Source organism: Xanthomonas sp. NCPPB 1062, assembly GCF_041481705.2.
In the GTDB taxonomy this organism is placed as follows: Bacteria; Pseudomonadota; Gammaproteobacteria; order Xanthomonadales; family Xanthomonadaceae; genus Xanthomonas; species Xanthomonas euvesicatoria.
In genome coordinates this window covers 999,828-1,026,581 of record NZ_CM192987.1, presented here as the reverse complement: position 1 = coordinate 1,026,581, position 26,754 = coordinate 999,828, and the positions used below count along the sequence as shown (strand labels likewise).

At 66.1% G+C, this 26,754-nt stretch carries 27 protein-coding genes, 1 other RNA gene and 1 pseudogene; 18 read left to right on the top strand and 11 right to left on the bottom strand.

Annotated features, from left to right (window positions below):
- Position 1 precedes the first annotated feature (1 nt).
- A complete protein-coding gene (locus tag ACCQ16_RS04435) occupies positions 2-643 on the bottom strand; it encodes a glutathione S-transferase family protein (protein WP_031421206.1) in 642 nt (213 codons plus the stop codon).
- 416 nt (positions 644-1,059) lie between these two features.
- Between ACCQ16_RS04435 and ACCQ16_RS04430 the strand changes: the two genes are divergently transcribed.
- The 4 genes and pseudogenes from ACCQ16_RS04430 to ACCQ16_RS04415 all read left to right on the top strand — a co-directional run bounded on the left by ACCQ16_RS04430 (position 1,060) and on the right by ACCQ16_RS04415 (position 4,426).
- The gene (locus ACCQ16_RS04430) at positions 1,060-2,799 is read left to right on the top strand and encodes a glutamine--tRNA ligase/YqeY domain fusion protein (RefSeq protein ID WP_014089451.1); all 1,740 of its coding nucleotides are present in this window, start codon (positions 1,060-1,062) and stop codon (positions 2,797-2,799) included.
- Positions 2,800-2,964: 165 nt separating this feature from the next.
- Positions 2,965-3,172, top strand: a pseudogene (locus ACCQ16_RS04425) (hypothetical protein).
- Between the two features lie 11 nt (positions 3,173-3,183).
- Positions 3,184-4,113 carry a DMT family transporter gene (locus tag ACCQ16_RS04420; RefSeq protein ID WP_127165391.1) on the top strand — a complete coding sequence of 310 codons (930 nt, stop codon included), beginning with the start codon at positions 3,184-3,186 and terminating at the stop codon, positions 4,111-4,113.
- Positions 4,114-4,216: 103 nt separating this feature from the next.
- A complete protein-coding gene (locus ACCQ16_RS04415) occupies positions 4,217-4,426 on the top strand; it encodes a hypothetical protein (RefSeq protein ID WP_162012997.1) in 210 nt (69 codons plus the stop codon).
- Positions 4,427-4,439: 13 nt separating this feature from the next.
- Here ACCQ16_RS04415 and ACCQ16_RS04410 read toward each other — a convergent pair.
- Positions 4,440-4,514, bottom strand: a non-coding RNA gene (locus ACCQ16_RS04410) — sX9 sRNA.
- A 265-nt stretch (positions 4,515-4,779) separates the two neighbouring features.
- Here ACCQ16_RS04410 and ACCQ16_RS04405 point away from each other — a divergent pair.
- From ACCQ16_RS04405 to rlmM, 3 genes are read left to right on the top strand one after another with little or no spacing between them, the layout of a single operon-like run.
- A complete protein-coding gene (locus tag ACCQ16_RS04405; protein WP_046932418.1) occupies positions 4,780-5,160 on the top strand; it encodes a hypothetical protein in 381 nt (126 codons plus the stop codon).
- Positions 5,160-5,720 carry a nucleoside deaminase gene (locus tag ACCQ16_RS04400; RefSeq protein WP_008572602.1) on the top strand — a complete coding sequence of 187 codons (561 nt, stop codon included), beginning with the start codon at positions 5,160-5,162 and terminating at the stop codon, positions 5,718-5,720. The genes ACCQ16_RS04405 and ACCQ16_RS04400 overlap by 1 nt, the downstream gene beginning before the upstream one ends.
- A gap of 39 nt (positions 5,721-5,759) precedes the next feature.
- On the top strand, positions 5,760-6,803 hold the full coding sequence (gene rlmM, locus ACCQ16_RS04395; RefSeq protein WP_039417418.1) for a 23S rRNA (cytidine(2498)-2'-O)-methyltransferase RlmM: 1,044 nt from the start codon (positions 5,760-5,762) through the stop codon (positions 6,801-6,803).
- Between the two features lie 617 nt (positions 6,804-7,420).
- On the opposite strand, the gene ACCQ16_RS04390 is transcribed toward rlmM, so the two are convergent.
- Positions 7,421-8,530, bottom strand: coding sequence for a Gfo/Idh/MocA family protein (locus ACCQ16_RS04390; RefSeq protein ID WP_033478660.1), 1,110 nt, complete (start codon positions 8,528-8,530; stop codon positions 7,421-7,423).
- A 123-nt stretch (positions 8,531-8,653) separates the two neighbouring features.
- Between ACCQ16_RS04390 and ACCQ16_RS04385 the strand changes: the two genes are divergently transcribed.
- The 7 genes from ACCQ16_RS04385 to ACCQ16_RS04355 all read left to right on the top strand — a co-directional run bounded on the left by ACCQ16_RS04385 (position 8,654) and on the right by ACCQ16_RS04355 (position 15,679).
- On the top strand, positions 8,654-9,559 hold the full coding sequence (locus ACCQ16_RS04385) for an SMP-30/gluconolactonase/LRE family protein (protein WP_008572599.1): 906 nt from the start codon (positions 8,654-8,656) through the stop codon (positions 9,557-9,559).
- An 81-nt stretch (positions 9,560-9,640) separates the two neighbouring features.
- Entirely contained in the window at positions 9,641-10,363 is a 723-nt protein-coding gene (locus ACCQ16_RS04380) for a hypothetical protein (protein ID WP_014089445.1), read from the top strand.
- 200 nt (positions 10,364-10,563) lie between these two features.
- A complete protein-coding gene (locus tag ACCQ16_RS04375) occupies positions 10,564-10,965 on the top strand; it encodes an EF-hand domain-containing protein (protein ID WP_031421198.1) in 402 nt (133 codons plus the stop codon).
- Positions 10,966-11,094: 129 nt separating this feature from the next.
- The gene (locus ACCQ16_RS04370; RefSeq protein WP_008572595.1) at positions 11,095-11,568 is read left to right on the top strand and encodes a MarR family winged helix-turn-helix transcriptional regulator; all 474 of its coding nucleotides are present in this window, start codon (positions 11,095-11,097) and stop codon (positions 11,566-11,568) included.
- Positions 11,569-11,613: 45 nt separating this feature from the next.
- The gene (locus tag ACCQ16_RS04365; protein ID WP_008572593.1) at positions 11,614-12,441 is read left to right on the top strand and encodes a p-hydroxycinnamoyl CoA hydratase/lyase; all 828 of its coding nucleotides are present in this window, start codon (positions 11,614-11,616) and stop codon (positions 12,439-12,441) included.
- Between the two features lie 83 nt (positions 12,442-12,524).
- Positions 12,525-13,994, top strand: coding sequence for an aldehyde dehydrogenase (locus ACCQ16_RS04360; RefSeq protein ID WP_372380215.1), 1,470 nt, complete (start codon positions 12,525-12,527; stop codon positions 13,992-13,994).
- A 206-nt stretch (positions 13,995-14,200) separates the two neighbouring features.
- Positions 14,201-15,679 carry an AMP-binding protein gene (locus ACCQ16_RS04355; protein WP_031421195.1) on the top strand — a complete coding sequence of 493 codons (1,479 nt, stop codon included), beginning with the start codon at positions 14,201-14,203 and terminating at the stop codon, positions 15,677-15,679.
- 177 nt (positions 15,680-15,856) lie between these two features.
- Here the strand turns inward: ACCQ16_RS04355 and ACCQ16_RS04350 are convergent, their stop codons facing one another.
- The 3 genes from ACCQ16_RS04350 to ACCQ16_RS04340 all read right to left on the bottom strand — a co-directional run bounded on the left by ACCQ16_RS04350 (position 15,857) and on the right by ACCQ16_RS04340 (position 18,191).
- On the bottom strand, positions 15,857-16,858 hold the full coding sequence (locus ACCQ16_RS04350) for a LysR substrate-binding domain-containing protein (protein WP_008572588.1): 1,002 nt from the start codon (positions 16,856-16,858) through the stop codon (positions 15,857-15,859).
- Between the two features lie 66 nt (positions 16,859-16,924).
- Positions 16,925-17,284 carry a protocatechuate 3,4-dioxygenase subunit alpha gene (locus tag ACCQ16_RS04345; protein WP_011346487.1) on the bottom strand — a complete coding sequence of 120 codons (360 nt, stop codon included), beginning with the start codon at positions 17,282-17,284 and terminating at the stop codon, positions 16,925-16,927.
- Positions 17,285-17,294: 10 nt separating this feature from the next.
- On the bottom strand, positions 17,295-18,191 hold the full coding sequence (locus ACCQ16_RS04340) for a gallate dioxygenase (protein ID WP_277573161.1): 897 nt from the start codon (positions 18,189-18,191) through the stop codon (positions 17,295-17,297).
- Positions 18,192-18,424: 233 nt separating this feature from the next.
- Between ACCQ16_RS04340 and ACCQ16_RS04335 the strand changes: the two genes are divergently transcribed.
- Positions 18,425-19,099, top strand: coding sequence for a GntR family transcriptional regulator (locus tag ACCQ16_RS04335; protein ID WP_005917283.1), 675 nt, complete (start codon positions 18,425-18,427; stop codon positions 19,097-19,099).
- A 166-nt stretch (positions 19,100-19,265) separates the two neighbouring features.
- Here the strand turns inward: ACCQ16_RS04335 and ACCQ16_RS04330 are convergent, their stop codons facing one another.
- The 5 genes from ACCQ16_RS04330 to ubiH form a co-directional block, all read right to left on the bottom strand.
- Positions 19,266-20,297, bottom strand: a complete 1,032-nt coding sequence (locus ACCQ16_RS04330; protein ID WP_011346485.1) for a SphA family protein — start codon at positions 20,295-20,297, stop codon at positions 19,266-19,268.
- A gap of 150 nt (positions 20,298-20,447) precedes the next feature.
- Positions 20,448-20,879 (bottom strand): nuclear transport factor 2 family protein, encoded by a 432-nt coding sequence (locus ACCQ16_RS04325; protein ID WP_008572574.1) that lies wholly within the window; start codon positions 20,877-20,879, stop codon positions 20,448-20,450.
- A gap of 102 nt (positions 20,880-20,981) precedes the next feature.
- Positions 20,982-21,704 carry an alpha/beta fold hydrolase gene (locus ACCQ16_RS04320; RefSeq protein WP_014089440.1) on the bottom strand — a complete coding sequence of 241 codons (723 nt, stop codon included), beginning with the start codon at positions 21,702-21,704 and terminating at the stop codon, positions 20,982-20,984.
- A 127-nt stretch (positions 21,705-21,831) separates the two neighbouring features.
- Positions 21,832-23,013, bottom strand: coding sequence for a UbiH/UbiF family hydroxylase (locus ACCQ16_RS04315; RefSeq protein WP_033478662.1), 1,182 nt, complete (start codon positions 23,011-23,013; stop codon positions 21,832-21,834).
- Positions 23,010-24,218 carry a 2-octaprenyl-6-methoxyphenyl hydroxylase gene (gene ubiH / locus ACCQ16_RS04310; protein ID WP_209261707.1) on the bottom strand — a complete coding sequence of 403 codons (1,209 nt, stop codon included), beginning with the start codon at positions 24,216-24,218 and terminating at the stop codon, positions 23,010-23,012. Before ubiH ends, ACCQ16_RS04315 begins: the two co-directional genes overlap by 4 nt.
- Before the next feature lie 340 nt (positions 24,219-24,558).
- On the opposite strand from ubiH, the gene ACCQ16_RS04305 reads away from it, so the two are divergent.
- Genes ACCQ16_RS04305 through ACCQ16_RS04295 form a run of 3 tightly spaced genes read left to right on the top strand, consistent with a single transcriptional unit; the run spans position 24,559 to position 26,645 of the window.
- The gene (locus ACCQ16_RS04305) at positions 24,559-25,137 is read left to right on the top strand and encodes a hypothetical protein (protein ID WP_008576405.1); all 579 of its coding nucleotides are present in this window, start codon (positions 24,559-24,561) and stop codon (positions 25,135-25,137) included.
- A 3-nt stretch (positions 25,138-25,140) separates the two neighbouring features.
- Entirely contained in the window at positions 25,141-25,698 is a 558-nt protein-coding gene (locus ACCQ16_RS04300) for a cob(I)yrinic acid a,c-diamide adenosyltransferase (RefSeq protein ID WP_008576403.1), read from the top strand.
- A gap of 38 nt (positions 25,699-25,736) precedes the next feature.
- The gene (locus ACCQ16_RS04295) at positions 25,737-26,645 is read left to right on the top strand and encodes a histone deacetylase family protein (RefSeq protein WP_372380214.1); all 909 of its coding nucleotides are present in this window, start codon (positions 25,737-25,739) and stop codon (positions 26,643-26,645) included.
- Positions 26,646-26,754: the final 109 nt, after the last annotated feature.

The following is a 26,754-nucleotide window of genomic DNA, read 5'->3' as shown; positions in this document are numbered from 1 at the left end:
CTCAGCTGCGCTCTGCACGTTCGCGCTGCGCGCCATTGCGCCAGTCGCGTAGCGCCGGCAATGCATCCAGCGCCGCCACATAATCTCCGGCCGCTTCAAACAGCGGCACGCCGTAGCTGGAAAAACGCAGCGCCACCGGCGCATACATCGCATCGACAATGCCGAACTGCCCGCACAGGAACTGCCCGGCATGGCCGTGCTCGGCGCGCAGGCTGGCCCACAGCGCCTGAATGCGCGTGATGTCGCGCTCGGCCGCGGCATCCCACTGGGCAGGGCCCGGCGCGCGGGCCAAATTCATCGGCAATTGGCTGCGCAAGGCCGCAAAGCCCGAATGCATCTCTGCCGCGGCCGCGCGCGCCTGTGCACGCACGGCCAGGTCGGCCGGCCAGCCGCGGCCGTCCAACCAGCGCTCGTTGATGTATTCGCAGATCGCCAGCGAATCCCACACATGCAGGGCGTCGTCCCACAGCACCGGCACCTGGCGGGTCGGCGAATACCCGGCAATGCGCGCCTGGAATTCGGGCGTCGCCAGCGGCAGCGCGACTTCCTCGAACGGCACCCTGAAGTGTCGCAACAGCAGCCACGGCCGCAACGACCAGGAAGACAAGGTCTTGTCGCCGATCACCAGACGGGGCAGTGGCATGGGCTCGAGCGCTCCAACGGGGTCGGCGCAGCGTACGCGTCGCGGCCGATACCCGCCAGCCATGCCCGGCCGCAGGCACGCCTGGTCCTGCAGCACGCGCGCAAGGCCGCGCGTGCGGGCCAACAACGTGAAAAGGCCAAGCGTGAGGTGAGAGCGGGCCTTGCGCCGTGGTTGCTGCGCAATGGGCACGCCGACCGCGCCTGCTCGCCAGATCCGTCGGCGCCGCCTGGCGTGCCGTGGGTTGCATCGTGAAACCGGCGACGACAGATCCGCACATCGCCGGCACGGCCTGCAGCGGCTGCCCGGGACCCAACCCCGCGCAAACCAACGCCCGGAAGCCGCCCCGCCGCGCCCCGCGCCTACCCCTAACCGGTGCCACCGCCTAAACTTGCGGTTTACCCATTGCTGATGCGCGCATGTCCGAGACCCTAGCCACCGACGCCACCGCCCCGGCGGAGAAGAAAGACTTCATCCGCCAGATCGTCCGCGAGGATCTGGCCAGCGGCAAGCACACGGTCATCCGCACCCGCTTCCCGCCCGAGCCCAACGGCTACCTGCATATTGGCCATGCCAAGGCGATCTGCCTGGATTTCGGCCTGGCGGCCGAGTTCGGCGGGCTGTGCAACCTGCGCCTGGACGATACCAACCCGGCCAAGGAAGACCCCGAGTTCGTGGTGGCCATCCAGGACGACGTGCGCTGGCTGGGCTATGAGTGGGCGCAACTGCGCCACGCCTCGGATTATTTCCAGGTGTATTACCTGGCCGCGCAGAAGCTGATTCGCGATGGCCATGCGTTCGTGTGCGACCTGTCCGCAGAACAGGTGCGGCAATACCGTGGCACGCTGACCGAGCCCGGCCGCAATTCGCCGTTCCGCGAGCGCAGCGTCGAAGAAAACCTGGAGCTGTTCGCGCGCATGCGTGCCGGCGAATTCCCCGACGGCGCGCGCACGCTGCGCGCCAAGATCGACATGGCCAGCGGCAACATCAACCTGCGCGACCCGGCGCTGTACCGCATCAAGCATGTGGAGCACCAGAACACCGGCAATGCGTGGCCGATCTACCCCATGTACGACTTCGCGCATTCGCTCGGCGATGCAGTCGAAGGCATCACCCATTCGCTGTGCACGCTGGAATTTGAAGACCACCGCCCGCTGTACGACTGGTGCGTGGACAAGGTGGACCTGGCCGGTCACCCGGAACTGCTGCAGCCGCTGCTGGACAAGGGCTTGCCGCGCGAAGCGGCCAAGCCGCGTCAGATCGAGTTTTCGCGCCTCAACATCAACTACACGGTAATGAGCAAGCGCAAGCTCACCGCGCTGGTGGAAGAGCAGCTGGTGGACGGTTGGGACGACCCGCGCATGTACACGCTGCAGGGCCTGCGCCGGCGTGGCTATACGCCGGCGGCGATGCGGTTGTTCGTGGACCGCGTGGGCATCAGCAAGCAGAACTCGCTGATCGATTTCTCGGTGCTGGAAGGTTGCCTGCGCGAGGATCTGGACGCCGCCGCGCCGCGCCGCATGGCGGTGATCGACCCGCTCAAGCTGGTGCTGACCAACCTGCCGGAAGGCCATACCGAAACGCTGCAGTTTTCCAACCACCCCAAGGACGAGAGCTTCGGCACACGCGAAGTACCGTTTGCGCGCGAGCTGTGGATCGAACGCGAGGATTTTGCCGAGGTGCCGCCCAAGGGCTGGAAGCGCCTGGTACCGGGCGGCGAAATCCGCTTGCGCGGCGCAGGCATTGCGCGCGTGGACGAGGTGATCAAGAACGCTGACGGCGAGATCGTCGAACTGCGCGGCTGGCTCGATCCGGAATCGCGTCCGGGCATGGAAGGCGCCAACCGCAAGGTCAAGGGCACCATCCACTGGGTCAGCGCCGCACACGCGGTGGAAGCGGAAATCCGCCTGTACGACCGCCTGTTTTCGGTGGAAAAGCCCGACGACGAATCCGAAGGCAAGACCTACCGCGATTATCTGAACCCCGAGTCCAAGCGCAACGTGCGCGGCTACGTGGAGCCGAGCGCTGCGATGGCTGCGCCGGAGCAGGCGTTCCAGTTCGAACGCAGCGGTTACTTCGTTGCCGACCGTCGCGACCATAGCGCGGCCACGCCGGTCTTCAATCGCAGCGTGACCTTGCGCGATACCTGGGCCAAGTAACAACGCAGGACAGACAGCGGCGCTCTTGCAAGGCGGGCGTCGCTGCTCCCTGGGTTGGGCGGCGGCTGCACGGCTGCAGAGGCGGCACCTGCGTCGTCACGCACCCTCTTGGCCGCAACGCCGATGCGCAGCAAGCGGCTGCCACGCCGTGGACCGCTTTAGGCCATCACGATCGTGGCGGTGGCGCATGCGCTGCGATGGCATCCCATTGATTTGCGCAGCGCCATCGCACGCACGCGGCGCCATGCGTGTGACCGACGACATCACAGAAGCCGGAACAGCGCACTGATGCAGCGTGGCGGCGTTGCATCCGTCTGCAGGGCCCGCCTTGATCAACGCCCTGGCGCACGGCACGCTGCAATGCATGCCCTGAGGAACAGCACGATGCGTGAACGCTTGATGGTGGGTGTCGCCTGCGGAATCGGTGCGGGCGCGCTGTGGGGGCTGGTGTTTCTGGCGCCGCAATTGCTGGGCGCTTTTACGCCGCTGCAATTGGCGGTGGCGCGGTATCTCTCGTATGGCGCCGTGGCAGCCTTGCTGCTGGCGCCACGCGCGCGGCAGACCGCTGCCCGGCTGGGCGCTGCCGAATGGTGGGCGTTGGTGCGCTTGAGCCTGATGGGAAACCTGATGTATTACGTGCTGCTTGGCAGCGCCGTGCAGTGGGCAGGCAGCGCGGCAACGGCGTTGATCATCGGGCTGTTGCCGGTGGTGGTCACCGTGATCGGGACGCGTGCCGCCGGTGCGGTGCAATTGCGACGTCTGGCCGCGCCCTGCGTCTTGTGCGTGATCGGCGTGACATTGGTGGCAGTGGATACCGTGCAGGACGACTCCGGCCAGCAGGCAAGCGATCGCCTGACCCGGATCGCCGGCCTGCTGTGCGCGGCGGGTGCGCTGGTGTCGTGGTCGGCCTATTCGATCGCAAATGCACGCTGGTTGCGGCGGCGCCCGGATCTGTCCGGCGGCGACTGGTCGCTGCTGACCGGCGTGGTCACCGGCGCACTGGCGTTGTTGCTGGCGCCGGCGGCCCTGATCGGCAGTGCCGCGCATGCACCGCTCGAGTGGGCCAGTTTCTGGGGCGTGTCGCTGTTGCTGGGCATCCTGGCCTCGATCATCGGCAATGCGCTGTGGAATCGTGCCAGCCGCGTGCTACCGCTGACCCTGGTCGGGCAGATGATCGTATTCGAGACGGTGTTTGCGCTGCTGTACGGCTTCGCCTGGGAAATGCGGCTGCCCACGCCATTGGAGTTGGCCGCCATCGCCTGCCTGCTGGTCGGCGTGCTGTGGTGCGCAGCACTGCATGCGGAAGCGAAATGACCCCGGTACCTGATGCACGCAGCGGCCTAGATTGCAGGCTGTATCAGCCAGCGATGCCGCCATGTGCCTCCCGCAACCATGCTTACGCCCACCTGCAAATACCTTGCGCGGCGCGGTGTTTTCGCTGTCGATCGGCCTGGCGGCCTGCTCGCCGCAGCCGCCCGTCTCCAACGCGGCGACTCCGGCCGAGGTGTTCTGTACGCTGCTTCCGGGTCGGCCGGATGACGATCTGCCCAGCGATCGCCGCGACGAAAGCATGCAGCAACTGGACCTTGCCACGCGCTGCCACCGGTCACTGCGCAGACGGCGTTGACTTCACCAAGAGCAGCTGACAACACCTAGCGGGCAGTCGTCAGGCGGATACGACGGCGCGGAGCAACCGGAGTGGACGCGTGGTACATGCCGATTCCGGGCAGCGGCCGCGCCCGCCCGGCGGCTGCACAGTCGTTTCGTTAGCTGCTCCAAGGCTGCAGGCGTGTTTCGGTCACACGCGACGCCGTCGCCAGCGTCATCAGCCACAACGCGCGCACGATCTGGCTTGCGGAATTTTCTAGCTGATCCTGCGCGTGCCACATTCCGCGCACCCGGGGCTTACCATGGCCGCTCACCTATCCTGATCGGAGCGGCTGCATGTCCCGTCTTTTGTCCCGGTGTCTGAGCACGCTGTTGCTGCTGGCCTGTCTTGGGTCGATTGGCTGCGTGGCCGCACCACCGACCGATACCGCCACGCCACCTCCGGCGACCGGCTCGACACGCGGCCCGGCAGCCGGCAAAGCGGTGGTCGTCACCACCACTTGCCGCACCGATGCCGATTGCACGGTGAAGAACGTCGGCAACTGTTGCGGTGCGTTTCCGGCCTGCGTCAACGTCAACAGCGCCACCGACCCCAACGGCGTACTGGCGCAATGCCAGGCTGGCGGCATGATGAGCGTGTGCGGCTTCCGCGAGATCAGCGCCTGCCAGTGCGTGGCCGGTCAATGTGCCGCAAAGGACGCGCAGGCCGATACACTGCGCCCCGCCACTCCCCCTACAGAAACGGTCCACTGATGCTTTACGCGCACATCCACCTCACCCTGCCCGACTGGATCCACGCGCATGTCGACGACAGCCGCGCCTATCCCAGCGATGAGGACAAGGTGGCCCTGGCGATCGAGCTGTCGCGGATGAATGTGCGCGAACGCAGCGGCGGCCCGTTCGGCGCGGTGGTGTTCGGCCCGGACCATCGCATCATCGCCGCCGCAGTGAACCGCGTGGTGCCGCAGACCACCTCGCTGGCGCATGCCGAAAACATGGCCTACATGCTGGCGCAACAGCGCCTGCAGACGCCACGCTTGAACGATGTGCTGTCGCCGGTGACGCTGGCCACCTCCGCGCAGCCGTGCTGCCAGTGCTACGGCGCGACCGTATGGGCCGGCATCGACCGCCTGCTGATCGGCGCGCGCGCCGACGACGTGATGGCGCTGACGCAATTCGACGAAGGCCCGTTGCCGGCCGACTGGGTGGGTGAACTGAGCCGCCGCGGCATCGAGGTGGTGCGCGACGTACTGCGCGACCAGGCGTGTGCAGTGCTGCGCAACTATGGCGAGGGCGGCGGTGACCATTACTGATGTCGCCGGCGCAGCGGGCGCCCTCCTGCAGGTGCAGCGATGAGCGGCCTGCTGTGTTATTGCCGGCAGGGTTTCGAACCTGAGCTGGCCGCAGAACTGAGCGCGCGCGCTGCATTCGTCGGTATCGCCGGGTATGCGCGCACCCAACGCAACGACGGCTATGTGCTGTTCGTCTGCGACGAGGCTGCGCAACTTGCAGCAAAACTGCAGTGGCGCGAGTTGATCTTCGCCCGGCAAAAGCTGGTGGTGATTGCCGAGCTGAAAGGTATCGATCCCAAGGACCGCATCACGCCGATCCTGGCCGCGTTGGACGGGCACCAGCGGTTTGGCGATCTGTGGGTGGAACACCCGGATTCGGACGCTGGCAAGCCGCTTGCAGGCCTGGCGCGCAGCTTCGGCAATGCACTGCGACCGGCCCTGCGCAAGGCCGGCCTGCTCACCGACAAGCCGCAGCTGCGCCAACCGCGGTTGCACGTCTGTTTTCTCGACGGCGACCACGCCGTGCTGGCGGTGGCCGACAACGCCGACAGCGCGCCGTGGCCGCTGGGCATTCCACGCCTGAAATTGCTGCCGGAAGCGCCTTCGCGCTCTGCCCTCAAGCTCGACGAGGCCCTGCTGACGCTGCTCACGCCCGAAGAACGCGACGCACTGGTCAAGCCGGGCATGCGCGCGGCCGATCTGGGCGCTGCGCCCGGCGGCTGGACCTGGGTACTGACGCGGCAGCACGTGCACGTCACCAGCGTGGACAACGGCCCGCTGCGCGAGCATGTGCTGGAGACCGGGCTGGTGGAGCACCTGCGCGCCGACGGCTTCCACTGGAAGCCCGCGCAGCCGCTGGACTGGATGGTCTGCGACATGGTGGAGCAACCGCGCCGCGTGGCCGAACGCATGGCCACCTGGGTGCGCGAAGGCTGGTGCCGCAACACCATCTTCAACCTCAAGCTGCCGATGAAAAAGCGCTGGGACGAGACCCGCCTGTGCCTGGACCTGTTCGAGCAACAGGCAGAAAAATCATTGATCGTGCGCGCCAAGCAGCTGTATCACGATCGCGAGGAGATCACGGTACTGGCGATGCGGGAGTGAGGCTGGGATTTGGGATTTGGGATTTGGGATTTGGGATTTGGGATTTGGGATTTGGGATTTGGGATTTGGGATTTGGGATTTGGGATTTGGGATTTGGGAATCGGGAATCGGGAATCGGGAATCGGGAATCGGGAATCGGGAATCGGGAATCGGGAATCGTAAAAGCGGTTGGCCGGTTCGGCTGTATATGCTGTCGTCGATTCCTTCGACCACCGCGCGACGTTCACGGAGCGTTTTGAATCATTCCTGCACAGCGATGCTCTGAGCGTTTGAAGCGCGCCTGAGGCGTGCAACGGGAATCCTCGTGATGGTTGGTCCCGTGCCTTGTAGTAGAAATTGCTTCCCGACTGGCGCGACTCGCTTTTGCGAAATTGACGCTTGCTCTTCTCACTGAATCAACATTTCTGCGGCCGCTGGTTGCCGCTGGTGTGCTGCTTGCAGCTGTCGGCCATTGATTGCGGGCGTGACGCACCGCGGCCGGTTGGTCGGTTGGCCGCTTGCTCGCTCCATAGTCAGGATGTGTGTTGGCCGCTGTGTGCTGCCATGCCTGGCGGCCCTGGGCCGCTGCTTGCTATTGCGGTGGCCCCGGCGGCACTTGGCCGCCGGAACCAGCTCATTTACAGCACGATGCGCTTGCTGCCCTCGCGCGCCGAGCGGTAGATCGCATCGACGATGCGGATGTCGCGCAGGCCTTCTTCGCCCGGCGCACGTAATGGCGTGCCGTTCATGATGGCCAGCGCGTCTTCGTCCATCTGCAGCGCTTGCTGATGCGGCACCTTGGCGTCGAACACGCGGCCATCGCTGGCCTTGCCGGTCACGCCCTGGTAGCTCTGGAACGGCGACAACTCGTACCAACCGCGCTCGCATTCGGCGCGCAGCACATTCATGTTCTTGCCGAAGCTGGTCTTGCACTCGGCGCGCACCGCATTGGGAAACTCCAGGGTGAAGTCCATGTGCTCGTCGACTTCATCGAACAAATCGGGTCGGTCGGTCCAGCGCTTGGCCGTTACTGCCAGCGGCTCGGCGCCCACGGTGTAACGCGCGGCGTTGAGCGGATACACGCCCATGTCGTACATCGCGCCGCCACCGAACTGCGAGCGCAACCGCCACGGGCGGTCGGCCTTGGCGGTGCCTTGATAGCCGTTGTACCCGGCCTCGGCACGCACGCGTTGCATCGCGCCGAACGGTTTTTCGCTGGCCATCGCAATCACGCGCCGCGTGTTGGGCTCATGCTGCATGCGGTAGCCGATCGTCAGCGCCACCTTGTTGCGTTTGCAGGCAGCAATCATGGCCTCGCATTCACCGGCGTGCATCGCCATCGGCTTCTCGCACCACACATGCTTGCCCGCGGCAGCCGCACGCAGGGTCAGTGGCGCATGCAGATGCGTTGGCGTGACGATGTACACCACATCGATGTCGTCGTTGTCGGCGATACGATCGAAGTTCTCGTAGTTGTAGACATTGCGGTCGGCGATGCCGTACTTGGACTGCCACTGCGGAATCTTCGACGGCGTGCCGGTGACGATCCCGGCAAGCTTGCAATGCTTGGTCAGCGCCAGGCCGGGCGCGAGCTGTTCGCTGGCATAACTACCCAACCCGACCAACGCGACATTGAGCGGTTTTCCGGGCTTTTTCTTCGGCACTGCCCACGTCGGTGCAGCCAGCAGGATGCCTGCACCGCCAAAGGCGGCAAGCAAGCGGCGACGTGTGATCGATTCCACGGACATGCAAACCTCCTTCGCGAGTGTGGGCGTACTGCTCGCGCACCTTACTTGATCGGGTGTGATCACCGCCATGGTCGCGCTGCACGTTCTGGCACACTGCTGGCGATCACATCCGGAGCATTGCGCATGACCGTCGTTGCCCATCTTCGCTATCTGCCGCTGGCGCTCCTGTTGTCCAGTTCGCTCGCCAGCGCTGCCGACACTCCCTTCGTTGCGCGCGATCTGATCGGCGATGGCGCATTCACACACAATGCCGAAGGCCCGGCGACCGGTCCGGATGGCGCGCTGTACGCGGTGAACCTGGGCAAGGACGGCACCATCGCGCGCATCGCGCTGCAGGCCGACGGCGGCGCACGTGCCGAGGTGTTCGTCACCTTGCCCGAGGGAAGCACCGGCAATGGCATCCGCTTTCGCGACGGCACCATGTATGTCGCCGATTACACCGGCCACAAGATCCTGCAGGTCAACATGCAGACGCGTGCGGTCAGCACGTTCGCGGCGTTGCCCGAGGCAGATGGCCCCAACGATCTGGCGCTGGCGCCCGATGGCAGCTTCTACGCCAGCGACCCGAACTGGAAGGACAATGGCGGGCGCTTGTGGCACATCGGCCGCGACGGCGCGGTGCGGCTGCTGGAGGCAGGGATGACCACGCCCAACGGCCTGGATGTCAGCCCCGACGGCAAACAGCTGTATGTCAATGAAAGCATGTCGCGCAAGGTGTGGGCCTACGACCGTGGCAGCGACGGCAGCCTGCGCAACAAACGGCTGCTGATCAGCTTCCCCGATTTCGGCATGGACGGCATGCGCTGCGATGCCGACGGCAATCTGTACATCGCCCGCTACGATGCCGGGCAGATTGCAGTGGTGTCGCCGCAGGGCAAGCTGCTGCGCACGGTTGCATTGAAGGGGCGCAAGGCCAGCAACGTGGCCTTCGGCGGCGCCGATGGCAAGCAGGTGTTCGTCACCTTGCAGGACCGCGGCGCAGTTGAAACGTTCAGGTCCGATCGTCGCGGGCGCGAAACCGGACACTGAAACTGGCGTGTGCGTCGCATTGGTTCTCAGGCCGCGCAACAGCGTCCTGGCATGCTGCAGGTCACCTGTGGAGGACTCCCCATGCAACCGATCGAATTGAAGGACGCGGCCGCCTTCGGCAGCGAATTTCTGCGCCTGACCCTGTTGCAGGGGTTCCAGTCGCTGACCAAGCGTGACCTGGAATTGTTGATCTTCGTGCTGCTCGAACGCGATGGCGCCATCTCGCGCAACAGCTCCAACGCTGCGGTCGCATTGCAGTTGCGGGTGACTTCGGCCAAGGTCAAGGCGCTGCGGCGCGATGGCTATGCGCGTTGGCGCTCGCTGGTGCCCGAAGAGGGCGACGCCGCGATGCAGCGCATCGTTGCCAACGTGCTCACCGAAGACAATCTGCGCTCGGGTGCAAAACATGTCAGCGAACGCAGCCGCAAGGAAGGCTTTTTGGCGGTGCGCATCGAACATCCCGACGACGCGCAACAGTTCGAGCAAGCCATTCTCGATGTCGGTGCGCTGCCGGTGTACGAACGCAACCGCGAAGTGGTCGCGGTGCGCTTCGACACCCTGCTGAAAATCGCCGAGCGCTGGGGCTACCTGCAACCGGATCCGCACGCCACTGTGCGCGCATTGCAGAAGCTCACGCCCACCGCAGAAGAGGTGTCGGATCTGCTCAAGAAGGACATTGCGCAGTTGCGCTGGGACGACGTGCGCCGCGCACTCAACAGCCTGGGTGCCAAGGCGGTGACAAGCACGGCGGAGGGCGGCCTGAAGGGACTACTGAAGATCGTCTTCCCCTTCATTCCCGGCTGAGTGGCGCCAACCAGAGCACTGCGCGATGCAATGCGCAGTGCTCGCTCAGGGCAACGATGCAGCAGCGCGACAAGACCCGTTCGCCGCCTCTGACACTCCAACAGCGTATCCCCATCGCCAAGCGGCGCGCCACCGTCACGCACAGCGCAAAAGGCCGCCAGGCTCTATGCTTGTGGGCTGTTCCGCATCAGGGGGATCTGATGACCAACCGCAGTCTTGCCACACTCGTCTCCACGCTGTCGCTATTGCTCTGCACTGCCGCACAGGCGCAGCAGGCGCCCACGCCGGCCAGCAGCATGCCGCTGATCGACGTGCCCAGTGCCATCCGCACCCAGCCGCTGTCCAGTGGCGAAGTCACCCATCAAACCGAACTGGAGCGCCCGCGCGGCGAATCCAGCGTGATCGTGCGTTCGATCCAGCCCAACAGCGTGGTCGGCAGCTACCGCATCGATTTTGAAGCCATGGATACCGATGGCGATGGCCGCATCAGCCGTGCGGAGGCGCAGGCCAACCCTGCCCTGGCCGATGAATTCGACGCGCTCGACACCCGTCACAGCGGTTACCTGACCCGCGAACAGCTCGCTGGCTGGCTGATCCGCTGATCGTCTTACGGCAGGCGCGGCTGTACTACGCAACCGCGCACTGTGCTTCGCATCACGCCATCGCCCCCTCTTGCAGGGCCCGCTTCGGTCGGCTAGATTGTATTTAACGGATACAATCTGGACGGACCGATGACTGCTCGCCTTTCACTTGCCGCCGATCTTGGCTACCAGCTGCAACTCGCCGCCCTGGCCTCCAGCCACGCCGCGCGCCAGGAATTGGCCGAGCTACAGCTCACCCCGGCGCGCGTGACCGCGTTGATCCACATCCGCGATCAACCCGGCTGCGACCAGACCGAGCTGGGCAACCGTCTGCTGGTCAACCGCGCCGCCGGCATGAAGATCGCCAATGCGCTGGCCGAGCAAGGCCTGATCGAACGCCTTGCTGGCCGCGATCGTCGCAGCAAGGGCCTGTACCTCACCGACTCGGGCGAGCGCACGCTGCTGGTTGCGCAGGGCTGCCTGGCGCGCGCGGGCGAACGCACCTGCACCGGCCTGCAGGCCAGCGAACAACAGACCCTGCTGCGGCTGCTCTGCAAGTTGAACGCCAGCGCTGCACTGGAGCGCGCCGCCGCGCCAGACACCGCGTTGGCCGAAGCACTCTGAGCCCATCAACACACCAGCACTCTCACGACTCGAAGGAGACGCCGCTTGAACGAGCATGACGTGGTATCGGTTCGCATCGAAAACCGCATCGCCTGGGTGAAGTTCGCGCGCCCCGACAAGCGCAACGCGATGAGCCCGGCGCTCAACCGCCGCATGATGGACGTGCTGGACGAGCTGGAGTTCGACGACAACGTCGGCGTGCTGGTGCTCGGCGGCGAAGGCACCGCCTGGTCGGCGGGCATGGACCTGAAGGAATATTTCCGCGAAACCGAAGCGCAGGGCCTGCGTGGCGTGCGGCGCTCGCAGCGCGAATCGTATGGCTGGTTCCGTCGCCTGCGCTGGTATCAGAAGCCGACCATCGCCATGGTCAACGGCTGGTGTTTCGGCGGCGGCTTCGGCCCGCTGTTTGCCTGCGACCTGGCGATTGCCGCCGATGAGGCGCAGTTTGGCCTGTCGGAAATCAACTGGGGCATCCTGCCCGGCGGTGGCGTCACCAAGGTCGCGGTGGAACTGCTGTCGATGCGCGATGCGATGTGGATGACGCTGACCGGCGAAATGGTGGATGGCAAGAAGGCTGCCGAATGGCGCCTGGTCAACGAAAGCGTGCCGCTGGAACGCCTGGAGGCACGCACCCGCGAAGTGGCCGAACTGTTGCTGCGCAAGAACCCGGTCGCGCTCAAGTACGCCAAGGATGCGGTGCGCCGCGTCGGCACCATGACCTACGACGAAGCCGAAGATTACCTGGTGCGCATGCAGGAAGCGGCCAATTCGTTCGACAACAACGCCCGCAAGGAAGGCATCCGTCAGTTCATCGACGAGAAGAGCTACAAGCCCGGCCTGGGCGAGTACGACCTCAGCAAACACCGAGCGTAAGCGCGTCCTACGGCGTCCGAAGCGGTGCGCGTTGTGCGTGCATCGCTGGCGCTGCCAGTGGTTTTCTGCACCGAGGAGGGAGTATGGAAGCCTTATTCGAAACGCTGCGCGGCATCGCCGCGCGAGGTCCCCTGGGTCTGTTCATCGACGGGCAATGGCGCGCAAGCACCGGCGATCGCTCGGTCGATGTGATCGCGCCGCATACCGAAGAACGGATGCTGCGCTACACCGAACCCTCGCACGCAGATACCGAAGCGGCCATCGCAGCTGCACGCCGCGCCTTCGACCACGGCCCCTGGCCGCAGCTCTCCCCGCAAGCGCGCAGCGTGGCACTCAAGCGGGTGGCCGACCACTTGCGTGCACGCATGCCGGAGTTGGCCGAAGCATGGACGGGCCAGGTCGGCGCGACCCTTGGCTTCAGCAAGCGCGCCTCGCAGCAGGCGCCGGATTTATTCGACTACTACGCCGACCTGATTGCCACCCACGCATTCGTCGAACCACGTGTGCGCCCCAACGGTGGCCGCGTGCATGTGGTGCAGGAGCCGGTCGGCGTGGTCGCCGCGATCACGCCCTGGAACGCGCCGCTGGTATTGCTGTGCTACAAGGTCGCCGCCGCGCTGGCTGCCGGCTGCACGGTGGTGGCCAAGCCCTCGCCGGAAACGCCGATCGATGCCTATATCCTGGCCGAGTGCATCAGCGCCGCCGGCGTGCCCGATGGCGTGTTCAACCTGCTCCCCGCCGGCCGCGAGGTGGGCGAGCAATTGATCCGCCACCCGCACGTGGACAAGGTCAGCTTCACCGGCTCCACCCAGGCCGGCCGCTCGATCGGCATCGCCTGCGCCGAGCGCCTGGCACGGGTTGGGCTGGAGCTGGGCGGCAAATCGGCAGCAATCGTGCTGGAGGACGCCGACATCGCCAAGGTGCTGCCCACCCTGGTGCCCTACTCCATGCCGATCGCCGGACAGGTGTGCTTCTCGTTGACGCGCGTCCTGGTGCCGGCGCAGCGCCGCGAAGAAGTCCTGCAGGCATATTGCGCGGCACTGAGCGCAGTGAAGCTGGGCGACCCGTTTGCGGCAGACACCGGGATGGGCCCGTTGGCCCTGGGCCGCCAGCTCGAACGTGTGCAGTCCTACATCGCCAAAGGCAAGGCGCAGGGCGCACGCCTGGCCATGGGGGGAGGCCGCCCGGCACACCTGTCGCGCGGCTTCTTCGTCGAACCGACGGTGTTTGCAGAGGTGACGCCGGACATGACCATTGCGCGCGAGGAAATCTTCGGACCGGTGGTGAGCTTCATCGACTACCACGACGAAGCCGACCTCATCGCCAAGGCCAATGCCAGCGACTACGGCCTGCACGGCACCATCTACAGCGAAGACGCCGAACGCGCCTATCGCATCGCGCGCCGCGTGCGCAGCGGCAGTCATGCGATCAACGGCATGTGGGTCGATATCAGCATGCCGTTTGGTGGCTTCAAGCACTCGGGTATCGGCCGCGAAGGCGGTATCGAAGGTCTGCATGCCTTCCTCGAAACCAAAACCCTCTACCTGAGCTAGCGCACAGCCGAAACAACGCGCGCCTGCGTGCGGACTGGCATGCACACATCGCCAACCGATAGCGCATTGCGTGCCTGCCGTGCGCAGGCGCACGCGTGGGCTGCATCCGCCACGTGCGCATCACGTTCTCCGGGACGTCTAAACCTTTCGCACGCAGCACTCGCACTCACACCTAGTCACTTCCCACTCTTCCAGAAGACCGCGCCATGGCCATGCCGACCGACTCGATCGCCTTCCACGCCCGTCTCTCGCCGCAACAGTTTGCCGCACGCGACCTAGTGCTGGGCCTGAAATGGACCTATGCCGAACTGGACGCCTTGGTGGGCCGCCTGGCGGCCTTGTTGCGCCGGCGTGGCTGCGTCGATGGAGAGCGGCTCGCCGTGCTGGCGCGCAATTCGGTGTGGCAGGTGGCCTTGCACTTCGCCTGCGGGCGGGTCGGCGCGATCTATGTACCGCTCAACTGGCGGTTGAGCGCGAGCGAGCTCGATGCGCTGCTGCAACGCGCAGAGCCACGCGTATTGCTGGGCGACGATGTCGCTGCCGGTCGCACGGACATGGAAGCCTTGGCAGGCTTTATCGCGAGCGCCGATGCACTGGAGCCTGCCGACACGCCATCGATTCCGCCGGATCGTGTCAGCCTGATCCTGTTTACCTCCGGCACCTCGGGTCAGCCCAAGGGCGTGATGCTCAGCGAGCAGAACCTGCAGCATGCCGCGCATAACTTCGGCGTCACCACACGCGTGGACGCACGCAGCAGCTTTCTGTGCGAAGCGCCGATGTTCCACATCATCGGCCTGGTCACCAATGTGCGCTCGGCGCTGGCGGTGGGCGGTTCGATCCAGGTCTCCAATGGCTTCGAGCCCAAACGCTCGTTGGGCTGGCTTGCCGATCCATCGCTGGGAATCACGCATTACGTCGGCGTGCCGCAGATGATGCAGGCATTTCGCAATCAGCCCGGCTTCGATGCGGCAGCGCTGCGCCACCTCACCGCATTGGTCAGCGGCGGCGCGCCGCACGCCAGCGACGATCTGCTTGGCTGGCTGGACGATGGCATCCCGATGGTCTGCGGCTTCGGCATGAGCGAAGCCGGCACGGTGTTCGGCATGTCGGTGGACTGCGATGTGATCCGCAACAAGCTGGGCGCGGCCGGCATCGCAACGCCATCGGTGCAGACGCGCGTGGTCGATGACCACGGCAACGACTGCCCGGCGGGCGTTCCCGGTGAATTGCTCTTGCGCGGTCCCAACCTCAGCCCCGGTTACTGGCGCGACCCGCACGCGAGCGCCGACGTGCTCGATGGGCAGGGCTGGTTCCGTACCGGCGATATCGTGCAGCGCGATGCCGACGGCTTCTTCTGGGTCGTCGACCGCAAGAAGGACATGTTCATTTCCGGCGGCGAGAACGTGTACCCGGCAGAGATCGAAGCGTTGCTCGCAGACCATCCGGACATCCGCGAGTGCGCAGTGGTCGGCCTGGCCGACCCGCAGTGGGGCGAGGTGGGCTATCTGGCGATCGTGCCGGCCGCTGCGGCGCCGGACCTGGAGGAGATCCGCACCTATCTGACCGCACGGCTGGCCAAGTACAAGGTGCCCAAGCATCTGCGGTTGGTGGATGCCTTGCCGCGCACGGCGACCGGCAAATTACAAAAAGCGCGCTTGAAGGACACCTTGGCCAGTGACACCTGAGGTGCCGTCGCATCGGGCGCGCATGCGCACCGCCAACTGCAACGGGCAGCCTGGGCTGCCCGTTGCTGTGGCGCGGCGCACGACCCGCCGTGTGCAGCCGCGCGCGACAACCCGTTGCGCGTTGATGCAGCTCAGCAGGAATCGCGAAGCGCCGCGCGTTGCGCCGGCCTTACGCGATCACGCAGAGGCATCCAGCAGCACATCGTCTTCGCCAACGCGGTCGTCCACCCACACCGCGCCCTGTTCGGCCATGAGGGCCAGCTGGTGCTCCAGCTCGCGCATCAGCAAGCGCACGCCCGGCTTGTGGATTGCGGCGCCATCGCGATAGATCACCCCGCCCGCGCGCGCCTGCGAGGGCTGCTGCAGCTGGAAGGCACGCAACTCGCCGCGTGCGATGTCGCCGGCCACCATCATGCTCGGCATCACCGCAATGCTGTCGGTGCCGAGCAGGATTTCGCGCGTGAAACTGGCCGAGCTGGAACGCAACTGATCGCGCGTTGCAAGACCGTGCTCGCGCATGACCTGCGCCACGTCGCGTTCGACATGCTGGCTCAGGGTCGGCAGCACCTGCCGGTACGCGACCGCCTCGGCAACGCGCACCGGCCCGTTGGCGAACAGCGGGTGGTCGCTGCGCGCCACCAGCGCAATCGGATCCTGGTACAACACCTTGCGAATCAGTGCGTCGTAGCGGGCCAGCGGATACAACCGCCCGACCACCAGATCGATCTCGTTACCGGCCAGCTTGGGCAACAGCTCATCGGTGCGGCCGTGCAGCAGGCGCACCCGCAGCGTGGGCTCGGTGCGATACAGCGCGGCCAGCACCGCCGGCAGCAGACCGCTGGCCGCCACCGGCAAGGCACCCACGGTGATCGTGAGCGCATCGTCCTGCAGCAGCCCTTCGAAGGTGTCCTGGGCGCGTCGCAGCTGCCCAAGTACCACATGCGCCGTCTGCACCAGCACCTCGCCCATCGCGTTGGGGCGAACGCCGCGCGAATGCCGCTCGAACAGCGGCGCACCGACGATCTCTTCGATCTCCTGCAAAGCGCGCGTGAGCGCAGGCTGGGTGACATTCAAGACGCGTGAGGCGCGCAACAGGCTTTTCTGTCGGTCCAGCGCCTCGATGACACGCAGGTGCCGCACCTTGATGCGGTGTTCGAAGAACACGGAGGACATGGTCATTGGGGGAGACCTTGGGTTGGGAAGTCGGGTAACGCGACGATGCGGCGCTGAGCCGATACGCCCGGCTCAGCGCGCATGGGGCACACGCCGCGTCTGCATGAAGTCTTCGAACGATTCGCCGCGCATGATGGCGTAGACCTGCAGATTGGTCATGCGCACCACGCGCGCAAATTTTTCGATGACGAAGAAGTTGGCGCCGTACTGCACTAGGCCCAGCCAGTCGCGTGCACGGATCAGCGCCTTCTCCTGCTCGGTGAGTTCGGCTTCCTGCATCAATGCTTCTGCATCCTGCAAGAAACGATCGCGCCACGGGGCGCGGATCATGTGCCAGAAAAAGCGGTTCAGGCGCAGCGCGCGATTGCTGGTGCGCAGATCGAACAGGTACGTGCCGCCGATCTGCTCCATGCCATGGGTTTGCGGATTCATCAGCACCTCCTCAGGCCGCAGCGGCAGTGCGCGCAAGCAGCTCGGCCGAACGCGGCGCGCCGGCCGCTTCTTCGCCCGGCTCGTACAGCACCACGGTCATCGCCGTGGTGGTCATCAGGTAGTAGTTCTGATGCAGCTTGCGGATCGGCCCATCTAGCGCGCCGCGCATCGCCAGCCACATGATCTGCTCCACGCTCTCCGCACCGCCCAGGCGCACGTAATCGGTGTGGGTGAGATGGGTGAGTGTCTCGGGCGCATGCTGGAACCGGTCCAGAAATTCCATGTCCCACTCAGTGTTGTTGAAGCCCGTGCGCTCGCCATGGATCTGGTGCGATAGCCCACCGGTGCCCACCACCACCACCCGAAGATCTTCCGGATACGATTCGATCGCGCGGCGCACTGCCTGGCCCAGGCGATAGCAGCGCCGCGCCGTCGGCAGCGGGTACTGCAGCACGTTGATGGCGATCGGCACCACCGTGCCCGGCCAGTCCGGCACATGCGGCCACAGCAGCGGCAGCGGCGCTGCGCAGCCGTGGTCGATCGGCTTGTCCTGGAACACGGTCAGGTCGAATTCGTCATTGACCAGGCATTCGGCGATATGCGCCTGCAACTGCACGTCGCCGCGGATCGGCGGCAGCTCGCGCAGCCCCGCGCCTTCGTCGGCAACCGGAAAGCGTTCGCCCACGCCCAGCGCGAAGGTGGGATACAGATCGAAGAAGAACGTCGTGCAGTGGTCGTTGTAGAAGAACACCAGCACGTCGGCCCGTTGCTCGGCCAGCCACGCGGCCACTGGCGTGTAGCCGTCGAACAACGGCTTCCACACCGGGTCCTGCTGCTTGCCCTTGTCGTAGGCCACCCCGATGGTGGGAACGTGCGAGGTCCCGATACCGCCGATGATGCTTGCCATGTTGTGCTCCTGCGACGCGGGCCGGGCCCGGTCGGGGCAGGCGCGCATCAGTGGGTGATTGGGATCTGCAACGCAATGGATCCCAACAAAGGACGACCAACGACTTCGGATCGCCAAAACGGTATCCTTGGGATCCAAATTGCCATCAAGCGATCTCATCCGCAAGGTTTTTATACACGTAAGTGCGAGTTTTCCCTGTCGAAGGAACGTGCGCTGCGGTATGGCGCGAGAGAATGGAGCCAATGGCGAACAACCACCGATTGCAAGCGATCCAGCAGCTACGCGAATTGATCCTGTGCGGCACCTTCGCGCCGGGCGAGCGCCTCACCGAGGCGGCACTGGCCGAGCGCCTGGCGCTTTCGCGCACGCCGATCCGCCAGGCCCTGCCGGCGTTGTGCCAGGAAGGCCTGCTGGTGCAGGCAGGCAACCGTGGTTACGCCGTGCGGCGCTTCAGCCAGCAGGAAAGCCTGGATGCACTGGCGGTGCGCGCAGTGATGGAAGGCATGGCCGCGCGCACCGTCGCCGAACGGGGCGCCCCCGCCGAGTTGCTCGCCACCTTGTACGCCTGCCTGGGCGAAGGCGACCGCATCCTGGCCAGCCGCAATCTCCGTGCCGACGACGAGCAGGCATATGGCGCAATGAATGCCCGTTTCCATCGCGCCATCGTGGAGGCGGCCAACAAGCCGATCCTGACCGAAACGGTGGAGCGCTGCACATTGGTGCCGTTCGTCAGTCCGGTCAACGTCGTGTTCGGCCAACGCACTGCCGCGCTTGCCTACGACGATCTGTTTTACGGACACAGGCAACACGGCGCGATCGTCTCGGCCATCGAGCAACGCGATGGCGCACGCGCGGAATTGCTGTTCCGCGAACACGCCAACACGCAACGGCACAGCATGGGACTGTGAGACGAGCGCTTTGCTCGTCGATACCCCTGCGCGCCAAGCACCCGGCTTGAGCGATGAGGCCGGACCTCCCGCGCAAGCAGGTTCGCGTGACCGATCGCATCGCATCAGCATCGTCCACATGCCGGCACCGCGGCACAGGCAATGCAGGACACATGACCCGCACACGTTACAGCGAGTGCACAATCATCAGGTTGTAGCTATTGCCCGCCACCGAGTTCTCGACCTCGATGGGGAGGTAAACGTTGAAGTTGAGAAGGTTCTTTTCGTCGAACCGCCAGGACAACCCGGGACCAACGTAGAACTGCCTGCGCTTGCTGTCGGGAATGCTCTGGTCGTTGGTGCGGTTGTTCTTTAACTGCTGCAGGTAATACCCATTGATGCCCAGACGCAATTGTTCGGTGACCTTGACCGAGCTGGCGAAGTTTGCCCACAGCACATCGCCGGCCTGGCCGTTGCGAAAACGGAACCCGGGAATCGGCGGCACACCGCCGGCGCGGCTGGTGCGGAAGTTGTAGAGGTAATTCAGCCGCCCGCTGATTTCCCAGTTGTCGCTGGGTTGCACGGTGAAGGCCCAATGCGGTGCGACCGACCAGAAACCGGTGCTCTGGTTGATGGCGACATCGCGATCGAACTTGCCCACGGGCGCGAAGGCGTCGATGGCAAATCGCTGGAAGAACAGCACCCGCCCATCGCGCATCACCGGCGGCATCTGCAGCGCCGGCCCGAACGAGATATCGCCCAGACCCAAGCCATTGCTGCTCAAGCGCACCGGGCTATCGGCAGCGACGGAGGTGTCGTAATTGACCAGCGGCACGATCGCATTGAAGCTCAACGAACCGCCCTTCCAGGTGTAGGGCGTGACGTAGATGAGCTGGGTCAACGCGACGCTGACCCCGACGTTGGGGTCGCGGAACGCCGGCGAATTATCGCCGTTGGCATTTTTGATCGCATCGAAATCGTAGTACCGCAGATACTCGATGGCCGTCCATCCAGGCTTCATGGAACTGAAGCCATCTAGAAAACTGGTGCCACCCAAATTGATGCCTTGCGGTGGCGCCGCGGTTTCCGGCACGGCCTGCGCCCACGCTGCTGGCGACGCTGCGGCCAGCAAGGCAGCGATGATCAGCGCAGGTTGACGAGGCGACAGCGCATGCGGCAACACCGAACCACAACGAACAGACGAACGGACGCGTTCCACTAGGCGAATCTCCGATGCAAAGGGAATGGATGACTGCGATGCGACGCGACGGGGAGGGGGAGAAAACAGGACTCAAAGACGGCGGCACGCGACATGCGCCATCGGGACAGCGATGGGTAACGGTGTTGTCTGCAGCCCGGATACGCCGACTCAGCCGGTGCCGACCCGCAGCAGCAGCGACCCGAGCCGTTGCTGGAACAACCAGCGCCCCTGCTCGAGCACCAGCACATCCTCGAAGCTGCCCAGCAATGCCGGCGATTGCGCCGTCCACGGCGGCGCTGCGGAGGTATCGCCGGCGGTGTAGAGCAGGACATGGCTGTGCGCGTGCGCCAGCGTGTGCGACTGGACGCTGACCAAGGTATTGAGCATCAGGTGGCACGTGGTGCGCGGCGCACGCTCGCGAAACGACTGCAAGATGGCCTCGCGCCCCCGCACGGGCGCATCCGGTGCACTGGGACGCGCGAACACACCATCGTCGGTGAACAACGCGGCCAGGCCGGCATGATCATGGCGGTCGTTGCACAGCGCGAACCGGCGGATCGCTTGCTCGCAGGCAATGATGATCGAGACGTCGTCGTGCATGCAGCGTTCCTCAAGGCGTGACCAAGGCAATCTCGACACCCGGCGAACTGCGTGTTTCGGCAGCAGTGGCCCCGTAGTCCCATGCGTTCGGCGGGCGCGCCATCACGCGGCCTGCAACCAGTCGCGCAGCGCGTCGCTGACGGCGGCAGGTGCTTCCACCGGCGCCATGTGCCCGCAGTGTTCGAAAATCGCCAGCCGCGCCTGCGGAATGTGTCGTGCCATGTCCTGATGCCGCGCCAATGGGCTCCACGCGTCCTGTCGCCCGACTCCCAACAACGTCGGGCATGTGATGTGCGCGAGCACCGGTGCCGCATCGGGGCGTTCCAGCAGGGCATTGGTCTGCCCAGCAAAACTTTGCGCGCTTTGCCGTTGCACCATGGCCATCAAGCCATCCATCAACGCGCCATCGGCGCGGTGATCGGGGTGCAGCATCGGCGGCAACCAGCGCTGAGCCAGCGCCTGCATTCCCTGGGCATGCGCCAGTCGCACCAATGCAAGCCGCTCTTCGCGTTCGCCGTCGCGGCGCGGCGCGATGCCTGTATCGAGCAGGGCCAGCCGCAGCACGCGCGCTGGCGCCTGGCGCATGATTTCCAGCGCGACCCGCCCGCCCATCGAATGTCCCGCCAGCGCAAAGTGCGGCGGCGCAACGTCCAATACATGCGCGGCCATCTGCGCGATGCTGTCGAAGCCGGCGAAATCCATCACCTGCACATCGGCCAGATCGCGCAGCGCGACGCGCTGCGGTTGCCAGATGGCGGCGTCGCACAGCAGGCCGCACAACAACAGCACTGCCGGCTTGGACGAAGGAGGCGCAGACGAGGTCATGGCGCGACTGTAGCCATGGCAGCCACGCACGTCGTATGGAACCTGCTGCCTTCGCTATAGCATCAAAGGCATATCAAGGCATGACAGACAGCCGCCGACGCCGATTCCGGCGGCGGGTGCGATTGGCTCACGCGCCGCCGGAGGCGCGCTTCCACAGCGCATCGACCAACGGCGGCAACGTGCCGGCCAGGCCCAATACCGATCCGCGCAACAAGGTCAGGTGCATTTCGTCGTTGGAAAACACCGTATTGATCGCATCGAAGCCGTAGGCGGCCACGGTGTTCTCGCTGCGCCGGGTACGTGCCCAGCGCTGCAGGCGATGCGGCGCGGCCCAATCGGCACGTTTGGCCATCGCCTCGCGCACGCTCTGCCGCAATGCCGCCACATCGCGCAGGCCCAGGTTGACGCCCTGCCCGGCCAGCGGATGCACCACATGCGCGGCGTCGCCCAGGGTCAGCACGCGGCCGCTGACGTACTGCTGCACCAGCTGCCGTTGCAGCGGGAAGGCAGTGCGTGCCGACACCACGCGCACCTCGCCCAGGCGCGCGGCAAAGGCCTGGGTCAACTCACGCGAGAAATCGGCATCGTGCAGCGCCAGCACGCGCTCGGCGTCGGCATCCGGCAAGGTCCACACGATCGAACTGCGGCCATCGGCGAACGGCAGGAAGGCCAGCGGCCCGGTGGTCAGGAAGCGCTGCCAGGCGGTGGCCTGATGCGGGTGCTCGGTTTCCACGAAGGCAACCACGCCGCGCTGTGCGTAGGCATGCCGGGAGACCGGCAGCCCGGCGAGTTCACGCAGGGTGGAGGCTGCACCATCGGCGGCAATGGCCATTGCCGCTTCCAGCCGGCTGCCATCGTCCAGGCGCAGGCGCACGCTGGCGGTGTCCTGCTCCAGTTCGACCACGCGTGCCGGACAATGCACTTCGATGCCGGCCGCATGCACGGCGGCCCACAAGCGGTCCACCAGCACGTCGTTTTCGATGATCCATCCCAGTTGCTCGCGTCCCAGCGTGTCGGCGTCGAAGCCCAGCTCGCCACCGCCACCGGCATCCCAGACCCGCATGCGCCGGTAAGGCTGCACACGCGCGGCACACACCGCATTCCACACGCCCAGGCTGTCGAGCAACGCAGCGTTGTCGGCGGCGAAGGCATAGACACGCAGATCGGGGTGATCGGCGTGCCAGCGGACAGGCTCACGCCCTTCGACCAGGGCAACGCTCAGGCCGGCATCGTTCAACGCCAGCGCGCAGGCGGCGCCGACGACGCCACCGCCGACGATCACCGCATCGCGCGTGCTGCGCCGGCTCATGCGCTGCTCCGGCACAGCTGCGGCACATCGCCACGAAAGCCCATGGCACCGCCTACCAGCATCGATTGCAGCGGGGCCGCCTGCGACGTGGCAAACAAGCCCAGGCTACGCAACGGCCGCAGCAACGGCGCCGGGTTGCCGGTGAGCCGCGCCAGACCGCTGGAAAACCCGATGGTGTGCTCGCGGTCCACCCGCCGCCGCGCCAGATACTCGGCCAGCAACGCACCGGCACCGGCATCGCTGCGATCGTGCTCGATCAATTCGGCCAGCGTCAGCGCATCGCGCAGCCCCAGGTTGAAGCCCTGCGCACCGATCGGATGCAGCGTCTGCGCGGCATTGCCCAACAGCACCACGCGCTCGGCGATGAGGCTGTTGGCCAGCACCTGCACCAGCGGATAGGCACTGCGCTCGCCGGTGGCGACGAAGCGCCCGGCACGCCAGCCGGCGGCACGCTGCAGGCGCGCCAGCCAGCCGGCGTCATCGAGCGCAGCCACGGCCTCGGCCTCGGCGCGCGCCACGCAGTGGATCGCACCGTAATGGCGGTCGCCGCGTGGCAACAGCGCAGTTGGCCCATGTTCGCCAAAACGCTCCCAGGCCGTGCCATCGGGCGGTCGTGACGCACGCACGCGCGCCACGAACAGGGTCTGCAGGAAATCGTGGGCATCGGTACCGATATGCAGCAGCTCGCGCACCGCGCTATGGCTGCCATCGGCGCCGACCACCAGTTTGGCCTGCACACGTTGCTCGCCCGCATCGGTGGCCAGGCGCACCGCGCGCACGTCGTCCTGCACCGGCTCTATGCCGATGCACCGCGCAGGCCGGTAACGCCGCAGATGGGTCAGTTCGTCCAGACGGGTCTGCAAGGCATCGCCGAAGTCGCGTGCCACCACCACCTGGCCGAAGGCGTCGCGGCCGTAATCGGCCGCGTCCAGTTGCACGCGGCCGAAGTCCCCGGCGCGGCTGACATGGATGCGCCGGATCGGCCCGGGCGGGCTGCGCAGCTTGGCCATCACCCCGAGCGCACCCAGCGCGTTCACCGTGGCCGCGGCGAAACTGAGGTTGCGTTGATCAAACACTGCCGGCGGCGTGCCGGCCGGGGTGGCCTCCACCAGCCCGACATCCAGGCCGAGGCGGTCCAGCGCAATCGCAAGGCTGGAGCCGACCAGGCCGCCGCCAACGATCAGAACGTCATGGGGATGTGTCATTCCCACATGATAAGCCTTCGCCCCCTGCGCGTTGCCGCCAAAGGGCGGGACATCTGCCGCGCCCGCTGCCCACCTGCGCCTTGCCCGGCTCGCACGCAGCGCAGCGCGTCACGCGCTCCCCAAAACGCATGCAGCGGCTGGCACAGCGTGGCGGGCAGTCGCAGGGCGGGCGCGGACGGCGCACCCGGACGCGGCGATCTAGGCGTGGTGCAGGCCGATTCCGGGCGCCGCCCACGCGCGCCTGGCACTGCGCACTCGTTCTGCAGCTGCCGTGCCCAAGCCGCGGGCAGCACCACTTCCACGCTACACTCCAGGGCCTGTAATCCGGCCCGCTCCGCGCATGACTTCTCGCTCGCACGACACCCTGATTCTGAGTCTGCTCGCCGTATTGATGGCAGCCACGCGGATCAATCACTTCGCGCCGGTTCCGGATGCGTCCTGGGCGGTGTTCTTCATCGGCGGATTTCATCTGGCTGCGCGCACCAAGCTGGCATTTCCACTGCTGATGCTGCTGGCCGTGGCGGTGGACTGGCTGGTGATCACCGGCCAGGGCCTGAGCTTCTGGCAGCACTACTGCGTGTCGCCGGCCTACTGGTGCCTGATCCCGGCGTATTTCGCGCTGTGGGCCGGCGGCATGTGGCTGCGCCGGCACTATCATGGCGCACAGTGGAGCGCGCTGGCGCGGCTGGTGCCGGCCCTGCTGATCGCCGTGGCGTTGTGCCAGCTGATCGCCCAGGGCAGCTTCTACTGGATCAGCGCCAGCGTGGCCGACCCGACCGTGGCCGGCTGGTTCAAGAATTACACCGACTGGCTGGGGCCCTATCTGCGCAGTGCCGCGCTGTACGTGGCGGCCGCCGCGGTGATCCAGGTGGCTGCCGAGCGCCTGTCCGCACCGCGTCGCCAGCCCTACGCCGGCTAAGCCATGGGCAATCGACTCTCTCGTATCTATACGCGGACCGGCGACGACGGCAGCACCGGCCTGGGCGACGGCAGCCGGACCGGCAAGGATGCGTTGCGCGTCAATGCCTACGGCACCGTGGACGAAGCCAATTCGGCCATCGGCGTGCTGCTGGCCGCCCCCGGTGTGCCGGAGCCGATCGCCGCACTGCTGACCACCGTGCAGCACCAGTTGTTCGACCTGGGCGGCGAGCTCTGCATCCCCGGCCACGCGGCCATCGACGCGGCCGACATCCAGGCGCTGGAGACGCAGCTGGACGCCTTCAACCAGACGCTGCCCGCACTGCAGGAATTCATCTTGCCGGCCGGCGGTGAGGCCGCCGCGCGCTGCCATCTGGCCCGCACCATCGTGCGCCGGGCCGAGCGCGAGACCGTTGCGCTGTCGCGCCAGGAAGCGGTACGCAGCGAGGCGATCGGCTATCTCAACCGCTTGTCCGACCTGCTGTTCGTGTTGGCGCGCGTGCTGGCGCGTGCCGATGGTCGGCAGGAAGTCCTGTGGCGGCACGACCGCCGACGCGGTTGAGCATGTGCCCGGGTCGGCACAGAGGCTAGAGTTGCCCCATGTTGGTCTTTACCCATCCCGCCTGCCTCGGTCACGACGCCGGCCCTGAGCACCCGGAGAGCCCCGCCCGCCTGGAAGCGGTCGTCCAGGCCCTGCGCGGCGCATTCCCAGATCTGGACTGGCGCGAAGCGCCGTTGGCCAAGCTGGGCGACCTGTGCCGCGTGCACGAGCGCGAGCAGGTGGATGCGGTGCTGGAAACCGCCTTCGACGGCTATCGTCAGCTGGACGTGGATACACGCATGGTGCCGGCCTCGCGCGCGGCCGCCTTGCGCGCCGCAGGCGCCGGCATCGCCGCGGTCGATGCGGTGATGCAGGACCAGGCCCGCACCGCCTTCTGCGCCGTGCGTCCGCCCGGTCACCACGCCACCGCACAGGTGTCGATGGGATTTTGCCTGTTCAACAACATCGCCTTGGCCGCCGCCCACGCCCGCGACCGGCATGGGCTGGAACGCATCACCATCGTGGATTTCGACGTCCATCACGGTAACGGCACCCAGGCGATCTTCGAACGCGACCCCACCGTGCAGTACCTGAGCACCCACCAGTCCGGGCTGTATCCGCATTCGGGCAGCGTGTACGAGCGCGGCGTCGGCAATATCCACAACCTGCTGCTGCCACCGGGCAGCGACGGGCTGCGCTTCCGTAATGTCTGGGAAGACGAGATGCTGCCGCTCGTCGATGCCTTCCGCCCGCAATTGATCCTGATCTCCGCCGGCTTCGATGCGCATCTGCGCGACCCACTGGCCGACCTGATGCTGGACGACGACGATTTCGCCTGGCTCACCGGCGCGCTGCGCACCCTCGCCGACCGCCATGCACGCGGCCGCGTGGTCTCGATGCTGGAAGGCGGCTACGACCTGCAGGCGCTGCGCGAAAGCAGCGTGGCGCACGTGGCAGCGCTGCGCTGAACCCCGGCCAGGGCGCCGGTCGCGTCACCGAGTGCGATGAACCTCGCCCTCCCGGCGCCGGCGCTTTTCATTGCCCCTATGCGGGGTATGCGGCAAGCTAGTCGCCATT

Excerpts from the sequence above, each read along its gene's own strand:
- ACCQ16_RS04320 (WP_014089440.1), bottom strand. The coding sequence starts at position 21,704 with ATGACCTCGTCTGCGCCTCCTTCGTCCAAGCCGGCAGTGCTGTTGTTG.
- ACCQ16_RS04355 (WP_031421195.1), top strand. The coding sequence starts at position 14,201 with ATGGCCATGCCGACCGACTCGATCGCCTTCCACGCCCGTCTCTCGCCG.
- ACCQ16_RS04295 (WP_372380214.1), top strand. The coding sequence starts at position 25,737 with ATGTTGGTCTTTACCCATCCCGCCTGCCTCGGTCACGACGCCGGCCCT.
- ACCQ16_RS04305 (WP_008576405.1), top strand. The coding sequence starts at position 24,559 with ATGACTTCTCGCTCGCACGACACCCTGATTCTGAGTCTGCTCGCCGTA.
- ACCQ16_RS04370 (WP_008572595.1), top strand. The coding sequence starts at position 11,095 with ATGACTGCTCGCCTTTCACTTGCCGCCGATCTTGGCTACCAGCTGCAA.
- ACCQ16_RS04400 (WP_008572602.1), top strand. The coding sequence starts at position 5,160 with ATGCTTTACGCGCACATCCACCTCACCCTGCCCGACTGGATCCACGCG.
- ACCQ16_RS04345 (WP_011346487.1), bottom strand. The coding sequence starts at position 17,284 with ATGAATCCGCAAACCCATGGCATGGAGCAGATCGGCGGCACGTACCTG.
- ACCQ16_RS04340 (WP_277573161.1), bottom strand. The coding sequence starts at position 18,191 with ATGGCAAGCATCATCGGCGGTATCGGGACCTCGCACGTTCCCACCATC.
- ACCQ16_RS04430 (WP_014089451.1), top strand. The coding sequence starts at position 1,060 with ATGTCCGAGACCCTAGCCACCGACGCCACCGCCCCGGCGGAGAAGAAA.
- ACCQ16_RS04325 (WP_008572574.1), bottom strand. The coding sequence starts at position 20,879 with ATGCACGACGACGTCTCGATCATCATTGCCTGCGAGCAAGCGATCCGC.
- rlmM (WP_039417418.1), top strand. The coding sequence starts at position 5,760 with ATGAGCGGCCTGCTGTGTTATTGCCGGCAGGGTTTCGAACCTGAGCTG.
- ACCQ16_RS04300 (WP_008576403.1), top strand. The coding sequence starts at position 25,141 with ATGGGCAATCGACTCTCTCGTATCTATACGCGGACCGGCGACGACGGC.
- ACCQ16_RS04375 (WP_031421198.1), top strand. The coding sequence starts at position 10,564 with ATGACCAACCGCAGTCTTGCCACACTCGTCTCCACGCTGTCGCTATTG.
- ACCQ16_RS04420 (WP_127165391.1), top strand. The coding sequence starts at position 3,184 with ATGCGTGAACGCTTGATGGTGGGTGTCGCCTGCGGAATCGGTGCGGGC.
- ACCQ16_RS04315 (WP_033478662.1), bottom strand. The coding sequence starts at position 23,013 with ATGAGCCGGCGCAGCACGCGCGATGCGGTGATCGTCGGCGGTGGCGTC.
- ACCQ16_RS04390 (WP_033478660.1), bottom strand. The coding sequence starts at position 8,530 with ATGTCCGTGGAATCGATCACACGTCGCCGCTTGCTTGCCGCCTTTGGC.
- ACCQ16_RS04360 (WP_372380215.1), top strand. The coding sequence starts at position 12,525 with ATGGAAGCCTTATTCGAAACGCTGCGCGGCATCGCCGCGCGAGGTCCC.
- ACCQ16_RS04350 (WP_008572588.1), bottom strand. The coding sequence starts at position 16,858 with ATGACCATGTCCTCCGTGTTCTTCGAACACCGCATCAAGGTGCGGCAC.
- ubiH (WP_209261707.1), bottom strand. The coding sequence starts at position 24,218 with ATGACACATCCCCATGACGTTCTGATCGTTGGCGGCGGCCTGGTCGGC.
- ACCQ16_RS04385 (WP_008572599.1), top strand. The coding sequence starts at position 8,654 with ATGACCGTCGTTGCCCATCTTCGCTATCTGCCGCTGGCGCTCCTGTTG.
- ACCQ16_RS04380 (WP_014089445.1), top strand. The coding sequence starts at position 9,641 with ATGCAACCGATCGAATTGAAGGACGCGGCCGCCTTCGGCAGCGAATTT.
- ACCQ16_RS04435 (WP_031421206.1), bottom strand. The coding sequence starts at position 643 with ATGCCACTGCCCCGTCTGGTGATCGGCGACAAGACCTTGTCTTCCTGG.
- ACCQ16_RS04335 (WP_005917283.1), top strand. The coding sequence starts at position 18,425 with ATGGAGCCAATGGCGAACAACCACCGATTGCAAGCGATCCAGCAGCTA.